General features: G+C 67.9%; 19 protein-coding genes. 10 read left to right on the top strand and 9 right to left on the bottom strand.

The features are described 5' to 3' along the window. Positions 1–3 precede the first annotated feature (3 nt). Positions 4–747, bottom strand: a complete 744-nt coding sequence (locus J2852_RS22430) for a sulfite exporter TauE/SafE family protein (RefSeq protein ID WP_209879994.1) — start codon at positions 745–747, stop codon at positions 4–6. A 180-nt stretch (positions 748–927) separates the two neighbouring features. Here J2852_RS22430 and J2852_RS22425 point away from each other — a divergent pair, with 180 nt between their 5' ends. The 9 genes from J2852_RS22425 to J2852_RS22385 all read left to right on the top strand — a co-directional run bounded on the left by J2852_RS22425 (position 928) and on the right by J2852_RS22385 (position 10,249). Then, positions 928–2,208: a glutamate-5-semialdehyde dehydrogenase gene (locus J2852_RS22425; protein ID WP_209879991.1), complete on the top strand. Its 1,281-nt coding sequence runs from the start codon at positions 928–930 to the stop codon at positions 2,206–2,208. A gap of 106 nt (positions 2,209–2,314) precedes the next feature. Beyond that, positions 2,315–2,932 carry a nicotinate-nucleotide adenylyltransferase gene (locus tag J2852_RS22420; protein ID WP_209879988.1) on the top strand — a complete coding sequence of 206 codons (618 nt, stop codon included), beginning with the start codon at positions 2,315–2,317 and terminating at the stop codon, positions 2,930–2,932. Beyond that, the gene (gene rsfS / locus J2852_RS22415) at positions 2,929–3,363 is read left to right on the top strand and encodes a ribosome silencing factor (protein ID WP_209879986.1); all 435 of its coding nucleotides are present in this window, start codon (positions 2,929–2,931) and stop codon (positions 3,361–3,363) included. The genes J2852_RS22420 and rsfS overlap by 4 nt, the downstream gene beginning before the upstream one ends. A 40-nt stretch (positions 3,364–3,403) precedes the next feature. After that, positions 3,404–3,862: a 23S rRNA (pseudouridine(1915)-N(3))-methyltransferase RlmH gene (gene rlmH / locus J2852_RS22410; RefSeq protein ID WP_209879983.1), complete on the top strand. Its 459-nt coding sequence runs from the start codon at positions 3,404–3,406 to the stop codon at positions 3,860–3,862. Positions 3,863–3,931: 69 nt separating this feature from the next. Then, positions 3,932–5,497: a 2,3-bisphosphoglycerate-independent phosphoglycerate mutase gene (gene gpmI, locus J2852_RS22405; protein ID WP_209879981.1), complete on the top strand. Its 1,566-nt coding sequence runs from the start codon at positions 3,932–3,934 to the stop codon at positions 5,495–5,497. 3 nt (positions 5,498–5,500) lie between these two features. Further along, positions 5,501–6,991, top strand: coding sequence for a murein hydrolase activator EnvC family protein (locus tag J2852_RS22400; RefSeq protein WP_209879979.1), 1,491 nt, complete (start codon positions 5,501–5,503; stop codon positions 6,989–6,991). Continuing rightward, entirely contained in the window at positions 6,992–8,425 is a 1,434-nt protein-coding gene (locus tag J2852_RS22395; RefSeq protein ID WP_209879977.1) for a S41 family peptidase, read from the top strand. A gap of 15 nt (positions 8,426–8,440) precedes the next feature. Continuing rightward, the gene (locus J2852_RS22390) at positions 8,441–9,718 is read left to right on the top strand and encodes a divergent polysaccharide deacetylase family protein (protein WP_209879975.1); all 1,278 of its coding nucleotides are present in this window, start codon (positions 8,441–8,443) and stop codon (positions 9,716–9,718) included. A 36-nt stretch (positions 9,719–9,754) separates the two neighbouring features. Further along, a complete protein-coding gene (locus J2852_RS22385; RefSeq protein WP_209879973.1) occupies positions 9,755–10,249 on the top strand; it encodes an RNA pyrophosphohydrolase in 495 nt (164 codons plus the stop codon). Here the strand turns inward: J2852_RS22385 and J2852_RS22380 are convergent. The 6 genes from J2852_RS22380 to J2852_RS22355 all read right to left on the bottom strand — a co-directional run bounded on the left by J2852_RS22380 (position 10,246) and on the right by J2852_RS22355 (position 16,351). Then, entirely contained in the window at positions 10,246–11,073 is an 828-nt protein-coding gene (locus J2852_RS22380; protein WP_209879971.1) for an acyl-ACP desaturase, read from the bottom strand. The two genes, J2852_RS22385 and J2852_RS22380, sit on opposite strands and share 4 nt — an antisense overlap. A gap of 199 nt (positions 11,074–11,272) precedes the next feature. After that, positions 11,273–11,692 (bottom strand): F0F1 ATP synthase subunit epsilon, encoded by a 420-nt coding sequence (locus tag J2852_RS22375; protein WP_209879968.1) that lies wholly within the window; start codon positions 11,690–11,692, stop codon positions 11,273–11,275. Positions 11,693–11,779: 87 nt separating this feature from the next. After that, positions 11,780–13,219 (bottom strand): F0F1 ATP synthase subunit beta, encoded by a 1,440-nt coding sequence (gene atpD, locus J2852_RS22370; RefSeq protein ID WP_209879966.1) that lies wholly within the window; start codon positions 13,217–13,219, stop codon positions 11,780–11,782. Positions 13,220–13,292: 73 nt separating this feature from the next. Continuing rightward, on the bottom strand, positions 13,293–14,180 hold the full coding sequence (locus J2852_RS22365; protein WP_209879963.1) for a F0F1 ATP synthase subunit gamma: 888 nt from the start codon (positions 14,178–14,180) through the stop codon (positions 13,293–13,295). Positions 14,181–14,252: 72 nt separating this feature from the next. Then, a complete protein-coding gene (gene atpA, locus J2852_RS22360) occupies positions 14,253–15,782 on the bottom strand; it encodes a F0F1 ATP synthase subunit alpha (protein ID WP_209879960.1) in 1,530 nt (509 codons plus the stop codon). Next, on the bottom strand, positions 15,782–16,351 hold the full coding sequence (locus J2852_RS22355; RefSeq protein WP_209879957.1) for a F0F1 ATP synthase subunit delta: 570 nt from the start codon (positions 16,349–16,351) through the stop codon (positions 15,782–15,784). Before J2852_RS22355 ends, atpA begins: the two co-directional genes overlap by 1 nt. Positions 16,352–16,763: 412 nt before the next feature. Here J2852_RS22355 and J2852_RS22350 point away from each other — a divergent pair, with 412 nt between their 5' ends. After that, positions 16,764–17,087: a hypothetical protein gene (locus J2852_RS22350; protein WP_209879954.1), complete on the top strand. Its 324-nt coding sequence runs from the start codon at positions 16,764–16,766 to the stop codon at positions 17,085–17,087. 55 nt (positions 17,088–17,142) lie between these two features. Here J2852_RS22350 and J2852_RS22345 read toward each other — a convergent pair whose 3' ends face one another. Continuing rightward, positions 17,143–17,646: a cache domain-containing protein gene (locus tag J2852_RS22345; RefSeq protein WP_209879951.1), complete on the bottom strand. Its 504-nt coding sequence runs from the start codon at positions 17,644–17,646 to the stop codon at positions 17,143–17,145. Between the two features lie 120 nt (positions 17,647–17,766). Beyond that, positions 17,767–19,992, bottom strand: coding sequence for a primosomal protein N' (locus tag J2852_RS22340; protein ID WP_211112305.1), 2,226 nt, complete (start codon positions 19,990–19,992; stop codon positions 17,767–17,769). Positions 19,993–20,053 lie beyond the last annotated feature (61 nt).

Raw genomic sequence — 20,053 nt, 5'->3', positions numbered from 1 at the left:
GGATCAGCCTTTGGTGATGAAGAAGTAGGCGGTCATCGCCACGCCGACGACGATCACGAACTTGCGCAGGATCGGCGGCGGGATGTGGCGGGCGACCGACGCCCCGGCATAGCCGCCGGCCACGGCGGCGAAGGTCATGATGATGGCCTCGTGCCAATAAACGGCCCCGCCGAACACGAAGGCGACCACCGCGACCGCGTTCAGGCAGCCGGACACCAGCGCCTTCAGGCCATTCATCGCGTGCAGGTCAGTCAGGCCGAAGACGCCGAGCGTCGCAAGGATCAGGATGCCGATGCCGCCGCCGAAATAGCCGCCGTAGACCGCAATGAAGAACTGGATGAACAGCACCGTGCCGTGCCCGACGTGGAAGTTCCGGCGCACATAGGCCGACACCTTCGGCCCGAAGGCGAAGAGAACCGTCGCGAACAGCAGCAGCCACGGCACGATGACCTCGAAGGTGCGCTGCGGCGTCCACAGCAGCAGCAGCGCGCCGACAAGGCCGCCGACGAGGCTAACGCCCAGGAAGATGGGAAGGTTGATCTCCCGGATGCGCCCCAGTTCCCGCCGATAGCCATAGGCGCTGGCCAGCGCGCCGGGGGAGACCGCCACCGTGCTCGTCGCGTTGGCGTTCAGCGGCGGCACGCCCGCCATCACCAGGGCCGGAAAGGTCAGGAAGCTGCCGCCCCCAGCCACGGCGTTCAGCACGCCCGCGAAGAAAGCGGAGACGATCAACAGCAGCGTCAGCATCAGGCGGTAATCCGAACGAATGGCGAAAGGGCGGGACCGGGGGACTATGCCCTGCCCAGGCGCGGACTTGTACTGCGTTTTTGCACCGCATCATGGGCATGCGCCATGGGCGGGGACGCGCGCTTTCCCAAGGTCGCGGGATGGGATACAGTTCCCGCCCTTTTTACTGGAGTGAGTTCCATGTCCGCCCTGCTTGAGACCACCGACGCCCTGCACGACCAGATGCTCGCCCTCGGCCGCGCCGCCCGCGCCGCCGCTGCGGAACTGGCGGTCGTGCCGAGCCCGGTGAAGGATCAGGCCTTGCGGGCAGCCGCATCCGCGATCCGCGCCCACAAGGCCGAGATCCAGGCGGCCAACGACCAGGACGTGGCGGCCGCGAAGGAACGCGGCCTCGCCGGTCCCATGATCGAGCGTCTGATGCTGAACGACGCGCGCATCGAGGCCATGGCCAAGGGTCTGGAGGACATCGCCGACTTCCCCGATCCCATCGGCGGCGTCATCGCCGAATGGACCCGGCCCAATGGGCTGAACATCCAGCGCGTGCGCGTGCCCCTGGGCGTCATCGGCATCATCTACGAGAGCCGCCCCAACGTGACGGCCGATGCTGGCGGCCTGTGCCTGAAGTCCGGCAACGCCGCCATCCTGCGCGGCGGGTCGGAGAGCCACCGCTCCTCGCGCGCCATCGCCGACTGCCTGGCCAAGGGGCTGCGCTCCGCCGGGCTGCCGGAAGCGGCGATCCAGCTCGTCCCCACGACGGACCGGGCGGCGGTCGGCCACATGCTGACCATGCGCGACTTCATCGACGTGATCGTGCCGCGCGGCGGCAAGTCGCTGATCCAGCGGATCTCCGACGAGAGCCGCATCCCCGTCATCAAGCATCTGGACGGCAACAACCACGTCTATGTGGACGCCGGCGCCGATCTGGAGAAGGCGCGCAAGGTGGTGATGAACGCCAAGATGCGCCGGACCTCCATCTGCGGTGCCGCGGAAACGCTGCTGGTCGACCGGGCCGTCGCGGACAAGGTGCTGCCGGTGCTGGTGAAGGACCTGCTGGACGCCGGCTGCGCGGTGCGCGGCGACGCGGCGGCCCAGGCGGCCGATCCCCGCGTGACTCCGGTCTCGACCGAAGATTGGGCCACCGAGTATCTGGACGCCATCATCGCCTGCGGCGTGGTGGACGGGGTGGACGGCGCCATCGCGCACGTCAACCAGTACGGTTCCCACCACACGGACGCGATCGTGACGGAGGATGCGGCGGCGGCCGAGCGCTTCCTCCAGCGCATCGACAGCGGCATCGTTCTGTGGAACGCCAGCACCCAGTTCGCGGACGGCGGCGAGTTCGGTATGGGCGCGGAGATCGGCATTTCCACCGACAAGTTCCACGCGCGCGGCCCTGTCGGCGCGGAGCAGCTGACCAGCTACAAGTACGTCGTGCGCGGCGACGGCCAGACCCGGCCGTGACGTTGTTGCAAGGGGTCCCCATCCCAACCTTCCCCCACCTTCGGCGGGGGAAGGAGCTTTTTCCCCTCCCCCGCCAACGGTGGGGGAGGGTCAGGGTGGGGGCCCGATGAGACCACTCCCCCACCCCTACTCCGGCCCCCATTACGCCAACCTTCGCGTCGGGCTGCTCGGCGGGTCGTTCAATCCGGCGCATGCGGGGCACCGGCACATCAGCCTGTACGCGCTGAAGACGCTGGGCCTCGACCGGGTCTGGTGGCTGGTCAGCCCGCAGAATCCGCTGAAGTCCACCGCCGACATGGGCGCCCTGCCGGAACGGATGGCGGAGGCCCGGCGGGTGGCGCGGCATCCGCGCATCCAGGTCACCGACATCGAGCGCGAGCTTGGCACCCGCTACACCGTCGATACGTTGCAAGAGCTGAAGCGTCGCTTTCCAAGAACGCGCTTTGTCTGGCTGATGGGCGCGGACAATCTTCGCCAAATACCCCGTTGGCGGCATTGGACGCGAATCTTCCGGCTGGTGCCGGTTGCAGTTCTGGCCCGTCCAACTTATTCTATAAGCGCGCTTGGTGGCATAGCCGCTCAGCGCTATGCCCGCCGCCGGGTGAAGGAGCATCGGGCCAAGGGACTGGCCAGCCGGAAAACGCCGGCCTGGATTTTCCTGCGCAACCCGCTGCATCCGGCTTCGGCGACGGCGATCCGTCGGGCGCGTGCCCGCGGGTCGTGACCCTGTATCACGAGGTGGGTACCATCAACACGTTCATCGAACCGGCCGCGCCCGTTGTGCGGCCCGCGCCCGTTCCCCAGCCGCAGGAACTCAAGGCGCTTATCGAGAAGTCCCTGGACGACGATCAGGCGGATGACGTCATCGTCATCGATCTTGCCGGCAAAACCAGCATCGCGGACTACATGATCGTGGCGTCGGGCCGCAACACGCGGCACATCGCCGCCATGGCCATGAAGCTTGCCGATCGGCTGAAGTCGGCCGGACTCCGTGGCATCGAGGTGGAGGGCCTGCCCCAGTGCGACTGGGTGCTGGTCGATGCCGGCGACGTCATCGTGCACCTGTTCCGTCCCGAGGTCCGGACCTTCTACAACATCGAGAAGATGTGGGGTCTCGACACGCCCCGGCCGTCCGCGGAACGCATGAGCGCCTGACGGGACGATCCTGACGGGACGATAGAGAGGAGCCGGATCGATGCGTCTGTGGCTCGCCGCCGTTGGGCGGGCGCGGGTCGGTCCGGCACGCGACCTCTTCGAGGAGTACGCCGGCCGGCTGAGCTGGCCGCTGACGCTCCGCGAAGTGGAAGTCAAGAAGCGCCTGCCGCCCGACGAAATGAAGCGGCAGGAAGCCGAATTGCTGCTGGCCGCCATTCCACAGGGATCCGTCGTCGTGGCGCTGGACGAGCGCGGAAAGGCGCTGTCCAGCGAAGCCTTCGCGGCCAAAATGGGCGCGTGGCGGGACCAGGGAGTGGCCGACATCGCCTTCCTGATCGGCGGGGCCGACGGGCATGGCGACGCCGTGCGCGCCCGCGCCGACCTTCTTTTGGCCTTGGGACCCATGACATGGCCGCATATGTTGGTGCGTGGCATGCTGACAGAGCAGATCTACCGGGCTCAGCAAATCCTGGCCGGACACCCATATCACCGGGCGTAGCCCCCGGCGCGATGGGCGTGCCGGCCCGACTCATTGGCGATCAATCACGACTGGCGTAAGAGGAACGCGATGACCGAGACCAAACGTCCCCGTCCTGTTGTGCTGTGCATCCTGGATGGCTGGGGCTATCGCGAGGAGCGCGAGGACAACGCCATCGCGTTGGGCGACACCCCCAACTGGGACCGGCTGTGGTCGTCGGAGCCGAAGGCGTTCCTTGAGGCCAGCGAGGAAGAGGTCGGCCTGCCCAAGGGCCAGATGGGCAACTCGGAAGTCGGTCACATGAACCTCGGCGCCGGGCGCGTGGTCATGCAGGACCTCGTCATGATCGACCACGCCATCGTCGAGGGCGAGTTCGAGCGCAACCAAGCCATTTCGGATCTGGTCAAGGCTCTGCACAAGACCGGCGGGCGTTGCCACATCATGGGCCTGATGTCGCCGGGCGGCGTGCATTCCCACCAGGACCACATCGCCGCGCTGGCCGCCGTGCTGTCGCGCGAGGGCGTGCCGGTCGACATCCACGCCTTCACCGACGGGCGCGACGTGCCGCCGCAGAGCGCCAAGGATCAGGTCGCCGAGTTCATGGCGGACGTGTATGAGTTGCCCGGCGTCAACGTCGCCACGGTGACGGGCCGCTATTACGCCATGGACCGCGACAAGCGCTGGGACCGCGTGGAGAAGGCCTTCGCCGCCCTGGTCCGCGCCGAGGGCGAGAAGGCCGCCGACCCGATCCAGGCGATCGAGCAGAGCTACGCCACCGGCAAGCACGACGAATTCATCCTGCCCACGGTCATCGACGGCTATGAGGGCATGAAGGACGGCGACGCCATCCTGATGGCGAATTTCCGCGCCGACCGCGCCCGCGAGATCCTGGCCGCCTTCGTGGATCCGGCCTTCGACGGGTTCGACCGGGGCAACGCGCCGAAGCTGGCCGCCGCCGTCGGCATGGTCGAATATTCGTCCGGCCTCGCCAAGCTGATGACGACCATCTTTCCGCCGAAATCCCTGACCAAGGTGCTGGGCGAAGTGGTCAGCGAGGCCGGTTTGACCCAGTTGCGCATCGCCGAGACGGAGAAGTATCCGCACGTCACCTTCTTCTTCAACGGTGGCGAGGAGCGGGTGTATCCGGGCGAGGACCGCATCCTGGTGCCGTCGCCGAAGGTCGCCACCTACGATCTCCAGCCGGAGATGTCGGCCGCCGAGGTGACCGACAAGGTCGTGGAGGCGGTGGACAGCGGCAAGTACGACCTCATCGTCATCAACTACGCCAACCCGGACATGGTCGGCCACACCGGCTTCCTCGATGCCGCCATGAAGGCGGTCCACGCGGTGGACACCAGCGTCGGCCGGCTGGAAGCGGCGGTGCGCCGCCAGGGCGGCGTGATGCTGGTCACCGCCGACCACGGCAACTGCGAGATGATGAAGGACCCGGACAACAACGGCCCGCACACCGCCCACACGCTGGACAAGGTGCCGCTGGTGCTGGTGAACGCGCCCGCCGGAGTGACGGCGATCCGCAGCGGCCGTCTGGCCGACATCGCGCCGACGCTGCTTGACCTGATGGGCCTGCCGAAGCCAGTGGAGATGACCGGCAACAGCCTGATCGACCGCGCCGCTGCGCGCGCCGCTGCGGAATAGGGCATGGGCGCAGGGCGGGCCCCCTTCCTCCCACGCCTTCGGCGCGGGCCTCTCCTTCTCCCCCCTGCGGCGGGAGAAGGTTGTGAGGCCCTCCCCCGCCGAAGGTGGGGGAAGGTTGGGTGGGGGCCCGTCGCTGCGGCTTTTTCCCTGTGTATCGCTACCCACGCCCTCGCCCAGACCGAGTCGCCCAATCAGGCACTCAAAAGGGTCGAACAGGAGATCCAGGCCGACAAGGCGCGCCAGAAGCAGCTGGAGCGCCAGTCGCAGACGATCCAGAAGGAACTGGACGAACTGCGCGGCCGGCTGGTCGGTCTGGCCGAAGAGGAACGGGCGCAGGAAAGTGAACTCGACCAGCTGGAAGAGACGCTGACCGCCCTGGAAGCGGAAGAACACGACCAAGCCGGGCGGCTGGAGAGCGAACGGCAGCAGATCGCCGCGCTGCTGGCGGCCCTGCAACGGCTGGCGCGCATTCCGCCGGAAGCGGCGCTGGCCCGGCCGGAAGGGCCGGTGGACACGTTGCGCTCCGCCCTGCTGCTGCGCGACACGGTTCCGACCCTGCGCGCCCGCGCCGACGCGCTGGCCGCCGCCCTGTCGAAGCTGGCCGAGACGCGCGAGAAGCTGGAAGGGCAGCGCACCCGCACGCTGGCCGCCCGCGTGGCCTTGGCCGAGCGGCAGAAGGAAATGGCCCGCCTCGTCGCCCGGCGCGAGGAGCTGTCACGCCAGACCGAAGAGGAGCGGCTTCAGGTTGCCCAGCACAGCGCGCGGCTGGCCGGACAGGCCGCCGACCTGCGCCAGCTGATGGAGCGCATCGAGGCGGAACGAAGGGCCGCCGCCGAAGCCGCCGCCAAGCGCGAGGCCGAACGGCTGGAGGCGGAGCGCCGGGAGGCCGAACGGCGTCTTGCCGAACAGCGCGAAGCGGAACGCAAGCTCGCCGCCCAGAAGGAAGCGGAGCGCAAGGAGGCCGAGCGCAAGCTGGCCGAACTGCGGGCAGCGGAACAGAAGGCGGCTGAACAAAAGGCTGCCGAACAGAAAGCCGCCGAACAAAAAGCCAAGGCCGAGGCCGAACTGGCCGCCGCGCAACGGGCGCCCAACGCGCCGGCCGGCGCCGGGGGAACGCGGCTGCCGGTGGGCGGGCGGGTCGCCACGCGCTACGGCGAGGCCGACCGGTTCGGCGCCGCCAGCCGGGGGGTCACGATCCAGGCCCGGCCGGGCGCCTCGGTCGTCGCGCCGCAGGCCGGCACCATCGTCTTCGCTGGACCTTTTCGCGGCTACGGCCAAATCTTGATCGTGGAACACGCCAATGGATATCATAGCCTCATTGCTGGATTTGGCCGCATCGACACGGCCGTCGGAAAGCGCGTGGCCACGGGTGAACCCATTGGTTTGATGCCGACCGACGGCAACCCAGATCTTTACTTCGAGCTGCGAAGACACGGACAGCCGATCAACCCGCAACGCGGATTCGGCGCCCCGGAGGGGAAAGGACAAGGGTAGATGAGGATAGTCAAGCGTGCCGCCACGGCAGCCGCCTTGGTGTTTCTGGGCGCCGGCGTTGCCACCGTCACCGCGCAGTCGAACAACAACAGCTCCGAAACCTACCGGCAGCTGAACCTGTTCGGCGACGTGTTCGAGCGCGTGCGCGCCGAGTACGTGGAGCAGACCACCGATGAGCAGCTGATCGAGGCGGCCATCAACGGCATGCTGACCTCGCTCGACCCGCATTCCAGCTACCTGAACCGGAAAAGCTTCCAGGACATGCAGGTGCAGACCCGTGGCGAGTTCGGCGGGCTGGGCATCGAGGTCACGATGGAGAACGGCCTGATCAAGGTCGTGTCCCCCATCGACGACACGCCCGCCTTCCGCGCCGGCCTGCAGCCGGGCGACCTGATCGTCCAGCTGAACGGCGAGGCGGTCATGGGCCTGAGCCTGAACGAGGCGGTGGAAAAGATGCGCGGCCCGGTGGGCAGCGACATCAAGGTGACCGTCCGGCGCGGCGAGGCCGGCGAACCGTTCGAGGTCACGCTGACCCGCGCCGTCATCAAGGTGCAGTCGGTCCGCTACCGCACCGAGGGCGACATCGGCTACGTCCGCGTCACCAGCTTCAACGAGCAGACCCAGCAGGGGCTGGAGAAGGCCATCACCTCGATCCAGCAGCAGCTGGGCGACAAGCTGAAGGGCTTCGTGCTCGACCTGCGCAACAACCCCGGCGGCCTGCTCGATCAGGCGGTGTCGGTGTCGGACACCTTCCTCGACAAGGGCGAGATCGTCTCCACCCGTGGCCGCAAGGCGGAGGAAGGCACCCGCTACAACGCCAAGCCCGGCGACATGATCAAGGGCCTGCCGATGGTCGTGCTGATCAACGGCGGTTCGGCGTCGGCGTCGGAAATCGTCGCGGGCGCCCTGCAGGACCACAAGCGGGCCATCGTTCTGGGCACCCAGACCTTCGGCAAGGGCTCGGTCCAGACCATCATCCCGCTGCCGGGCCACGGCGCCATGCGCCTGACCACCGCGCGCTACTACACCCCGAGCGGCCGGTCGATCCAGGCGCTGGGCGTCACCCCGGACATCGAGGTGCATCCGGCCAAGGTCGAGGAGACCGACCAGGGCCTTATCCGCCGCCGCGAAAGCGACCTGCGCGGCGCGCTGAGCAACCCGGACGCGGCCAACCGCGCGCCGAAGCCGGCGACCACCAAGCCGAACCAGCCCGCTCCGGGGCCGGGGGCCAGCAACGCGCCCGCCCCCAACGCACCGGCGCCCAGCACGCCCGCCCCGGCCAACGGCAACGCCGCACCGGCCGCGACGCCTCCGGCCGGCGAGGGTGGTGAGGCTGCGGCCAACGGCCAGCAGCCGCCGTTCGACTATCAGCTGGCGCGTGCGCTCGACCTGCTGCGGGGCGTCGCCCTGTTCCAGGCGCGCAACACGCACTAAGGGAGCCAACCTTCCGTGAACGCCACCGCCATGCTGGGCCGTTTGAAAGTCGATGTCCGGGGCTTGCGCCCCGGATTCGGCTGGCTGTCGCGCTTCAAGCGCGCCCGGCGCGGCGATGACTTTCCCCGGAACACGGAACCCCCGCCTAGGGAAACGAAACACCCGCTGTCCAAGGCGCTGATCGGCGTGTCTGCCGCCGTGGCGCTGGGGTTCGCGGGGCTGATCGGCTGGCTCGCCCTGCACGCGGAGGACACCACCTTCGCTTGGGAGGCGGGCATCCCCAAGGTGCAGGTGCCGATCAAGGGCGCGCAGCCCGTCGCTCCCGCTCCCACGCCCCAGGTGGCCGTGGCGCCGCCGCCGGCCCCGGCGGTGGTCGCCCCTCCCCCGCCGCCCCCAACGCCCGCTCCGGCCGCCCCCGCACCCGCCGCTCCAGCGCCGGTCACCGCGCCGGCTCCGCTGCCCTTGCCCGGCGTGGCGGAGGGACCCATCACGCTGGCCCCAGCACCGGTACCGGGCTTGGTGGAGGACTCGCGCAACGGCCCCCTGCCCCGCATCGCCGACGACGGGCGCAAGCCCTGGCAGGTCTACGCCCGACCATTCCCGGCCGCCGACAAGCGCCCGCGCATCGCCATCGTGATGGCTGACATGGGGCTGTCCGGCGTGACCACCGGCAACGCCCTGCAGAAACTGCCACCGACCGTGACGCTGGCCTTCGTGCCCTACGCCGAGCGGCTGGACAACTGGGTGGAGCGGGCGCGCACCAAGGGGCACGAGGTCATGCTGTCCGTGCCCATGGAGCCACAGAACTATCCCCGCGACGATCCCGGCCCGAACGCGCTGCTGACCATGCTGGCGCCCGACCGGAACCTGGAGCGGCTGGAATGGTCGCTGGGCCGCGCCGTGGGCTATGTCGGCATCACCAGCACGACGGGCAGCAAGTTCACCGGCAACGCCGACGCCATGAAGCCGGTCATCGACGTGCTGAAGGCTCGCGGGCTGCTGTTCCTCGACGCCCGTGCCAACCCGAAGAGCGCCGGCGGGCCGCTGGCGTCTCAGGCCGGCGTGCCGCGCGCCTTCGGCGACCGCGTTATCGACCGCGACCTGTCGCGCGGCGCCATCGACGACCAGCTGAAGGAGTTGGAGACGCTGGCCAAAGCCAATGGTGCGGCGGTCGGCATAGGGTCGCCCTACCCCAGCACCATCGAGCGCATCAACCTGTGGCTCACCAGCCTCGCCGACCGTGGCTTCGTGCTGGCGCCGGTGTCGGCGGTGGTCAACATTCAAAAGCAATAACGGCCAAAAACAATAACGGCGGAAGCAACAGGAACCATGGGCAAGACCATCGACCGCGAGTCCCTCCCCTACCGTCCCTGCGTGGGGGTGATGCTGCTGAACGACCGCGGGCAGGTCTTCGTCGCCAAACGCTGCGACAGCAAGGATTCCTGGCAGATGCCGCAGGGTGGCATCGACGAGGGCGAGAGCGTCCGCGAGGCGGCTCTGCGCGAGTTGGAAGAGGAAATCGGCACGGGCAAGGCCGAGGTCCTGGCCGAGACGACCGAGAAGCTGCGCTATGACCTGCCCGACCACCTGCTGGGCAAGGTGTGGAAGGGGCGCTGGCGCGGGCAGGAGCAGGTGTGGATCGCCGCCCGCTTCACCGGCACCGACGCCGACATCGACCTCGCCACCGAGCATCCGGAGTTCGACGCCTGGAAGTGGGTCGATGCGGACGACCTGCCCGACCTGATCGTTCCCTTCAAGCGCCCGGTCTATGAGGCCGTCCTGAAGGAGTTCGAAACGGTGATCGAGAACCTGCGGCGGCGTTAAGCCGCCGCCGCCTTCGCGAGCTTCTTCGCCCGGCTGTCGATCAGCCACCAAGCCCCGCGCGCCGCCAGACTGTAGAAGCGCGTGTGCGGCTTCAGCCCGCAGGCCTTGAAGACCATCGCCACCGCACGATCCACGTGCTTGGGCCGGTAACGCCCGTAGGCGCGGCGCATGTAGGCCTGATTATAGGTCTTGTGGTCGTAGGTCTCGCCGTCCGCCGCGTTGGCGGCGAAGTAGGCGTAGGCCAGCTCGTCGTCCTCGGACTCGCCGATGCGCGACAGGGCGACCTTCAGACGCTGGAACTTGGTCAGCTGCTCCAGCTCCAGATACTTCTTCGTGTAGGTGTAGAAGGTCTTGTAGTGGCGCAGTTCGTCCGCCGCGATGTTGCGGCAGATCAGCTTCAGCACCGGCTCCTCCGTCGAGTCGCCGATGGCCGCGTAGTAGGAACTGGTGCCCGTCTCGACCATGCAGCGGGCGATCATCTCGCCGGTGCGCGACCCGCGCACGGAGGCGTTCAGGTCGATGGGGACGCGGTAGCCGGCGCGGAAGCGCTCCACCGCCTTGTCGAAGTTGAAGGTCGGATCGACCAGTTCGGCCCATTTGCCGAGCGCCCGGCCGTGCTGGACCTCCTCGACCGCCCAGCCCTTGGCAACCTCCTGGAACTCCGGATCGTCGTGGAAGACGTTGCAGAGGTAGGCGGTGTAGTCGTCGGCGTTGAACTCGACCAGCGCCGCCGCCTTGATCAGAGGCACCAGATCGGAATCGACCTTGGAGCGGTCGAGCTGATCCCAGGGAAGCTCCTCGTAGCGCCAATGCATCGTCGCCATGTCCTGTCCCGCTCCTGTGCCGGCGCTTCGGCCGGCTTGTTCTTGAAAGGCTGAACGGAAAAAACAAAACGCCTCGACGGACGGACCGGGAGGCGCGGATCCCCTTGGGGGCAGTATGTATGCTGGCTCCGCTGCGTTGCAACGGGATCGCCAAAGGAAACGGCCCGGTCCACGCTTGGCGGCCGGGCCGTCGCCGATGTCAGTGCGCGGTCACGGACGCGCCGGCCGCATCGAGCTTGGCGCGGGCGATGGCGAGCTTCGCCTCCACCCGGGCGCGCTCGTCGTCGGCCTTGGCGTCTTCCAGATCCTCGCCGAGGTCGCGGATCGCCTGCTCGACCTTGGCGCGGTCGATCTCGGCCACCGGAACGGCCTCTTCGGCCAGCACGGTGCAGCGGGTCTCGGTCACCTCGGCGAAGCCGCCGGCAACGAACACGCGGTCCACGATGCGGTCGCCCTCGTAGACGTCGATCACGCCCGGACGGACGGTCGAGATCATCGGGGAGTGGCCGGCGAGGACACCGAAATCACCTTCCGAACCCGGCACCACGACCATGTCGACGGGCTGCGAGGTCAGCAGCTTCTCCGGAGAGACCAGCTCGAATTCGACTTTATCGGCCATGGGTTTCCTGGTGCCTCTTCATAAGAACCCCCTCCCCCGGAGCCGGGGGAGAGGGGAGCCTCGTTCGTTTGCCTCACGCTGCCTTTATCAGGCGGCTTCGGCGGCCAGCTTCTTCGCCTTGGCGATCGCCTCGTCGATGGTGCCGACCATGTAGAAGGCGGCCTCCGGCAGGTGGTCGTAGTCGCCGTTCACGATGCCCTTGAAGCCGCGGATCGTCTCCTCCAGCGGGACGAGCACGCCCGGGGTGCCGGTAAACACCTCGGCGACGTGGAACGGCTGGGACAGGAAGCGCTGGATCTTGCGGGCGCGGGCCACGACCAGCTTATCCTCTTCCGACAGCTCGTCCATGCCCAGGATCGCGATGATGTCCTGCAGCGACTTGTAGGTCTGCAGAACGCGCTGCACCGAACGGGCCACCGCGTAGTGCTCGTCACCCACGACGCGCGGGTCGAGAATGCGGCTGGTCGAGTCCAGCGGGTCCACCGCCGGGAAGATCGCCATTTCGGCGATCGAACGCGACAGCACCGTGGTGGCGTCCAGGTGGGCGAAGGAGGTGGCCGGGGCCGGGTCGGTCAGGTCGTCGGCGGGCACGTAAATGGCCTGCACCGAGGTGATCGAGCCCTTCTTCGTCGAGGTGATGCGCTCCTGCAGGGCGCCCATGTCGGTGGCCAGCGTCGGCTGGTAACCCACCGCCGACGGGATACGGCCGAGAAGCGCCGACACCTCGGAGCCCGCCTGCGTGAAGCGGAAGATGTTGTCCACGAAGAACAGCACGTCCTGGCCTTCCTCGTCGCGGAAGTATTCCGCGAGGGTCAGGCCGGTCAGGGCGACGCGGGCGCGGGCACCCGGCGGCTCGTTCATCTGACCGTACACGAGCGCCACCTTGGAGCCCGGACCGTCGAGCTTGATGACGCCCGACTCGATCATCTCGTGGTAGAGGTCGTTGCCCTCACGGGTACGCTCACCAACGCCCGCGAACACCGACACACCGCCGTGCGCCTTCGCGACGTTGTTGATCAGCTCCATGATGGTCACGGTCTTGCCCACGCCGGCGCCGCCGAACAGGCCGATCTTGCCGCCCTTGGCGTACGGGGCCAGCAGGTCGATGACCTTGATGCCCGTGACCAGCACTTCGGCTTCCGTCGACTGCTCGACGAACTCCGGAGCGGAGCGGTGGATCGGGAAGGCGCGCTCGGCGCCGACGTCGCCGCGCTCGTCGATCGGCTCGCCGATCACGTTGATGATGCGGCCGAGGGTGGCCGGGCCGACCGGCACCGCGATCGGGCCGCCGGTGTCCACCACCTCGGCGCCGCGGACGAGACCGTCGGTGCTGTCCATGGCGATGGCGCGGACCGTGCTCTCGCCGAGGTGCTGCGCAACCTCGAGCACGAGGGTCTTGCCGTCGTTCTGGGTGTGCAGCGCGTTCAGAATGGCCGGCAGATCACCTTCGAACTGGACGTCGACAACGGCGCCCGTAACCTGCGTGATCTTGCCGACGGCGTTCGTCGCCTGGGTGTTGGTGGCCATGGAGTAAAGCTCCCTCGGAACTCGAATAATTGTCGGAATAGCCGTCGTATCGACCGCCCAGAGGTGAACTGGGTTAGACCGCCTCGGCGCCGGAGATGATCTCGATCAGCTCCTTGGTGATGTAGGCCTGGCGCGTGCGGTTGTAGGTGATCGTCAGCTTGTTGATCATGTCGCCGGCGTTGCGCGTGGCGTTGTCCATCGCGGTCATGCGCGCGCCCTGTTCGGACGCGGCACTCTCCAAGAGAGCGCGGTAGACCTGGATCGACAGGTTGCGCGGCAGCAGCTCGGCGAGGATCTGCTCTTCGTCCGGCTCGAACTCGTAGACCGGCTTCAGCTCGTCGCTGGCAACTTCCTCCGCCTGCGCCTCGACGGCGAAGGGGATCAGCTGCTGGACGGTGACGATCTGCGAAATCGCCGACTTGAACTTGTTGAAGATCACCGAGCAGACGTCGAACTCGCCGGCGTCGAACAGCGACAGCACCTTCTGGGCGACCATGTCGGCGTCGGCGAAGGACAGCTTGCGCCGGCCCACGTCCTCGTAGGTCTCGACGATCAGCGAGCCGAATTCACGGCGCAGCTGGTCGCGGGCCTTGCGGCCGACGGTGAGCAGCTTGACCGTCTTGCCTTCCGACTGGAGGCGGAGAATCTGGCGACGGGACTCGCGGACGATGGAGCCGTTGAAGGCGCCGCACAGGCCACGGTCGGAGCTGATGATGATCAGGAGGTGCACCTGGTCGGCGCCCGTGCCCGTCATCAGCTTCGGCCCGTTGCCGCTGTCCTGCACGTTGGCCGCGAGAGAGGCCAGCATGCGGCCCATGCGCTCGGCGTAGGGACGACCGGCTTCCGCCTGCTCCTGCGCGCGGCGGAGCTTGGAAGCGGCGACCATCTTCATCGCCGAAGTGATCTTGCGCGTCGACTGGACGCTGCTGATCCGGTTCTTAAGGTCCTTAAGGCTAGGCATGCCGGCCCTTCATTCCGCTCGGGGTCGTTCGGTTGGACGGAAGGGGCGCGATCACCGCGCCCCCGCCATCGATCAGACGAACACCTTGGAGAAGTTGTCGAGGAAGGCCTTCAGGCGCTCCTCGGTCGCCGCCGAGATCTGCTTCTCGTTGCGGATCGTCGCCAGGATGTCGGCACCCTTGGAACGGATCTCAGCGAGGAACTTGGCCTCGAAGCGGTTGACATCCTCGACCTTGATCTTGTCGAGGTAGCCCTTCACGCCCGAGAAGATCGAGACGACCTGCTCTTCCACCGGCAACGGCTGGAACTGCGGCTGCTTCAGCAGCTCGGTCAGACGGGCGCCACGGGCCAGCAGGCGCTGGGTAGCGGCGTCGAGGTCCGAGGCGAACTGCGCGAAGGCGGCCATCTCGCGGTACTGGGCCAGCTCCATCTTGATGGTGCCGGCGACCTGCTTCATCGCCTTGATCTGGGCGGCCGAGCCGACGCGCGACACCGACAGACCGACGTTGATGGCGGGGCGGATGCCCTTATAGAACAGGCCCGTCTCCAGGAAGATCTGGCCGTCGGTGATTGAAATCACGTTCGTCGGGATGTAGGCCGACACGTCGCCGGCCTGCGTCTCGATGACCGGCAGGGCGGTCAGCGAACCGGCGCCGTGCTTGTCGCCCATCTTCGCCGCGCGCTCAAGCAGGCGGGAGTGGAGGTAGAACACGTCGCCGGGGTAGGCTTCGCGGCCCGGCGGACGGCGGAGCAGCAGGGACATCTGACGGTAGGCGACGGCCTGCTTGGACAGGTCATCGTACACGATCAGGGCGTGCATGCCGTTGTCGCGGAAGTACTCGCCCATCGTGCAGCCGGTGTACGGCGCCAGGAACTGGAGCGGAGCCGGCTCGGAAGCCGTGGCGGCGACGACGATGGAGTATTCCAGAGCGCCGGCGTCTTCCAGGGTCTTGACGATCTGGGCGACGGTGGAGCGCTTCTGACCGACGGCGACGTAGATGCAGTAGAGCTTCTTGCTCTCGTCGTCGCCCTGGTTGATCGGCTTCTGGTTCAGGAAGGTGTCGATGACGACGGCGGTCTTGCCAGTCTGACGGTCACCGATGATCAGCTCGCGCTGGCCGCGGCCGATCGGAACCAGCGAGTCAACGGCCTTCAGGCCGGTCTGCATCGGCTCGTGCACCGACTTGCGCGGGATAATGCCGGGGGCCTTCACTTCGACGCGCTTGCGCTCGACATCGACCAGCGGACCCTTGCCGTCGATCGGGTTGCCGAGACCGTCCACGACGCGGCCCAGCAGGCCACGGCCGACCGGCACGTCCACGATGGTGCCCGTGCGCTTGACGGTGTCGCCTTCCTTGATGTCGCGGTCGCCGCCGAAAATCACGATACCGACGTTGTCGGTCTCGAGGTTCAGCGCCATGCCCTTGATGCCACCGGGGAACTCGACCATCTCGCCGGCGCGGACGTTGTCCAGACCGTGCACGCGGGCGACGCCGTCACCCACCGACAGCACCTGGCCGACCTCGGCGACGTCCGCCTCGGTGCCGAAATTCGCGATCTGCTGCTTGAGGATCGCAGAGATTTCTGCGGCGCGGATATCCATCAGACTGATCCCCCTGAGGCCTTCATGGCTAGTTGCAATTTGTCCAGCTTCGTGCGCACCGAGGTGTCGACCATGCGCGAGCCGAACTTAACGATCATCCCACCGATCAGCGCGGGATCGACGGAGGCGTTGACCAACACCTTCGATCCAACCGACGCCTTCAGCGCGTCCGTGACCGCCTGGAGCTGAGCGTCGCTCAGCGGCTTGGCGGACGTGACCTGCGCCGTGACCTCGCCTCGGCGGCGGGCCAGCTCGGCCAGGAAGCCTGCGATCATGCCGTCCAGCGCGAACAGGCGGCGGTTCTTGGCCACCAGCCCGATGAAGCGCTTGGTCAGATCGGAGGCCCCAGCACGATCCAGAACCGCGGCAATGGCCCGGCCCTGGTCGTCGCGACTGATCACGGGGCTCTGGACGAGGCGGCGAAGGTCGGCGCTCTCGGCCAGGATTTGCTTCAGCGCAACCAGATCGCTCGCGACCTGATCCAACGCCTTGTTCTCATCCGCAAGCTCGAACAGCGCGATGGAGTAGCGCGTAGCGAGTTCGGAAACGCCTGTACCTTCGGATGCCACCTGATCCCTCGAATTGAGTGTCGGTAGACGATGAATTTTCAGGGCCTTAAGGGCGGGAAAACCCACATCGCGGCGACCCGGTCCGCGAAAGCGAGCGGTCCAATATCACAGGATTAGCCTATGCGCAACGGGGTCTGGACAATTTGCGTGCGGCGTTTTGCGCCTGTCCTGCTCGGAAATGTCCTGCCGCGAATGTACGCGCCAAACAGGTGTTTTCTGCCGCCCGCCTTGCCGGTCCCCGTGGACCGTCCGCTTCATCGCATGCCGGAAAGGGCCATGGAGGAGACGAGACTGTGACCTTCCGGGCCGCTTAACATCCGCTTAACCATTCACGCGCACGGTCGGGCCATCGAATGCAACCGGTGGCCGACCCCTGGAAGGCTCTCCGGACGGAAACGACCAAAGGCCTGCCATGACTGTCGTCGCCTTCTCCCGCGCCCGCTTCACGCCCGCCGACCTCACCGAATTCGAAACGGTCGCGGAACCGAAGCTGCGTCTCGGCCACTGGGCCGGGGTGATCCGCGAGACGGGGCGGGAGTACGACCGCCTGCTGGTCCTGCTGCCCGGCGTCGACCGTCCGGTGTTCCGTTTCGAACGCGACGGTCAGGGTCGCTACAGCCTCTCCTTCAACGATCGTTCCGGCTGGTACGGCATCGGGTCCGGTTCCACCGCCACCGAGTGCCTATCGATCTGGCGCCCCCGCCCGCGCCAGGAACGAGCCTTCTCCGTCCTCTGAAATCCGCCGGATCTCTATAAAATTCCCGCCGAGTCGCTTTAACGGCCAAGTCGCCTTATCGGTAGACGCCCACCGACAGCATGTAGGGCGCACCGTTCAGAACGACGCGCCGGACATGCATGGTCTTGGGCGCGATCTGCCCCGATAGGGGATCGGTCCACTTGTAGCTCACCGCGCCGACGCCCTTTTCCGCGATGAGGTCGAGCGCGTCGCGGATGAAGGGCTTGCCGTCCACATCCTTCAGTTCGGACAGGTCCGTGCCGTTGAGGCCCGGCGTCCAGCCGTGCGCGATCATCACCCCGTCGTCGTCGATCAAGGTCGGGTAAAGGTCACGGTCGATGAAGGTGCCGTCGCGGCGCGCGAAGGCGTCCGGCGCGGCCGCGACCCCATGTTGACGCAGAAAGCTCGTCGCCTTGTCGAGCAGCGCGTTCGCCTCCGCCTCGCTGCCGCGCGTCTGCGCGGGCACGCCCGCCGCCAGCGCGATAACGGCGAGCAGGAAGAGGACGGGCAGCACCGTCAGCAGGTGCTGGATGTGGAAACGGCGGTTAAGCCTGGGCATGGAAACGCTCTGGGAAAAGACTGTCCCTAGTCTGGTAATACCAAGAGTTCGTTTCTGCAACGGACCAATCGTCACAGGTGCCTTGCGACGAGCGCAGAGACAATAAGTCGCAAGCCCCCTTTACAAGAAGCTGTAGGGATCCACGTCAACTTGCACGCGCACGTTGGGCGGAACCTCCACGTCTTCCAGCCAGCGCGCGATCAGCGGCTGCACCTGAGTCGTACGGGGCGCCTTCAGCAGCAGGCGGCGCCGATGACGGCCGCGCAGCAGGGCCAACGGTGCTGGCGCCGGTCCCAGCACATGGACGGTTTCGCTGCGCGGCGCCGCCCGACCGAGCGCCATGGCGACGCGCTCCACCGCCACCGAGTCCTCTCCCGAAACGATCAGGGCGGCGAGCCGGCCGAAGGGCGGCATGCCGGCCTCCAGCCGCATCTCCGCCTCCAGCTGGTAGAAGCCGTCGCGGTCGCCGGCGGCCAACGCCTGCATGACCGGATGCTCCGGCATGTAGGTTTGCAGCATGACGCGGCCGGGCCGTTGGCCTCGGCCGGCGCGACCGGCCACCTGATGGAGCAGCTGGTAGGTCCGCTCCCCCGCCCGCAGATCGCCGCCGGCAAGGCCGAGGTCGGCGTCCACCACGCCGACCAGGGTCAGCATGGGGAAATGGTGGCCCTTCGCCATGACCTGGGTGCCGATCAGGATGTCCAGCTCGTGGTCGGTGATCTTGCGGACCATCTCCTGAATGGCGCGCGGGCCGAACAGCGTGTCGGACGCCATGATGGCGGAGCGGGCGTCGGGGAAGAGTTCGGCCACCTCCTCAAAGATGCGCTCCACGCCGGGACCGCAGGCGGCCAGCGTGCCCTCCTCCCCGCATTCGGGGCAGCTGTGGGCGAGCGGCTGGGACAGGCCGCAGTGGTGGCATTGGAGCTTGCGGGCGAGCCGATGCTCGACCAGCCACGCCGTGCAGTTCGGGCATTGCAGGCGGTGGCCGCAGGCCCGGCAGAGGGTCAGCGGGGCATAGCCACGGCGGTTCAGGAAGAGCATCGCCTGCTCGCCCTCCGCCAACGTCTCCTCCAGAGCCTTCTTCAGCGTCGGCGCCAGCCAGTGGCGGGCCGGCGGGCGGTCCTTGCGCAGGTCGATCAGTTCGACGTCGGGCAGCACGGCGCCGCCGTGGCGGCCCGGCAGGTGGATGCGGGCGTAGCGGTTGCTGTCGGCGTTGACCTTGGTCTCCAGCGACGGGGTCGCCGACACCAGCACAATGGGGATGCCGCCGAGATGGGCGCGCGCCACGGCCATGTCACGGGCGTGGTAGATGGCGCCCTCTTCCTGCTTGTAGGCGGCGTCGTGTTCCTCGTCGATGACGATGACGCCGAGATCCTTGTAGGGCAGGAACAGGGCGGAGCGGGCACCGACCACCACCGGAACCTCCCCGTTGGCAACGGCGCGCCAAGTGTCGCGGCGCTGGGCGCCGGTCAGCTCCGAATGCCATTCGGCCGGCGGCGCGCCGAAGCGGCGGGCGAAGCGGTCGAGCCACTGCGCCGACAGCGCGATTTCCGGCAGCAGGACGAGCGCCTGCTTGCCCTGCTTCAGGGCGGCGGCGATCGCCTCGTAATAGACCTCCGTCTTGCCGGAGCCGGTGACGCCGTCCAGCAGCACGGTGGAGTAGGCGCCGGAGGCGACGCGCTGGCGCAGTTCCTCGGCGGCGGCCTCCTGGTCGCCGGACAGGGTCGGCCCCTCGCGCGTCCAGTCCGGCTTGCCGAGTTTGGTCGGCTGGAGCAGCACGGGTTCAAGCAGCCCGGCCTCGGCCAGCCCGCGCACGACGGCGACCCCGCACCCCGCCTCCTCCGCCAGTTCGGCGGGGGTGCGCGGCGGGCCGTCGTCAAGGAGCGCCAGCACGCGCTTGCGCGGGTCGGTCATCTTGAAGCCGGGCGGCGGCTCGGCGTCGTGCTTGCGCAGATAGGCCAGCGTCGGCTTGGGCGGTTCCAGCGCCGCCGGGACGCTGACCGCCATGCGCAGCACCTGCCCCGGCATGGTCATGGTGTAGGCGGCCACCCATTCGACGAAGCGGCGCCCCACCTCCGGCATGGGCGGCACGTCGAAGCGGCGGACCACGGCCTTCAGCCGCGCGGATTCGACGGCGCCGGCACCGTCGCCCCAGACCACGCCGATGACGCGGCGGGGGCCGAGCGGAACCTCCACGAAGTCGCCGGGGTTGAGAGTCATCCCGGCGGGCACGCGGTAGTCGTACGGCTCGCGCAGCGGCAGGGGCAAAAGCACGCGGACGCGCACCTCTGGCCCCAGAAGATCGGCCTGGAGGGGCTGGCCGGAACTGGCGGAAGCGCCGCGCATGGGCTAAAGTGCCCCCTGGCCGAAGCGCCAATGGGGATAGCGCCTGGAGGCATATCCCGCG

The sequence above is a fragment of the Azospirillum soli genome, from assembly GCF_017876165.1.
GTDB classification, from domain to species: domain Bacteria; phylum Pseudomonadota; class Alphaproteobacteria; order Azospirillales; family Azospirillaceae; genus Azospirillum; species Azospirillum soli.
The sequence above is the reverse complement of the archived record's forward strand: the minus strand, read 5'-3'. Positions and strand labels throughout refer to the sequence as shown.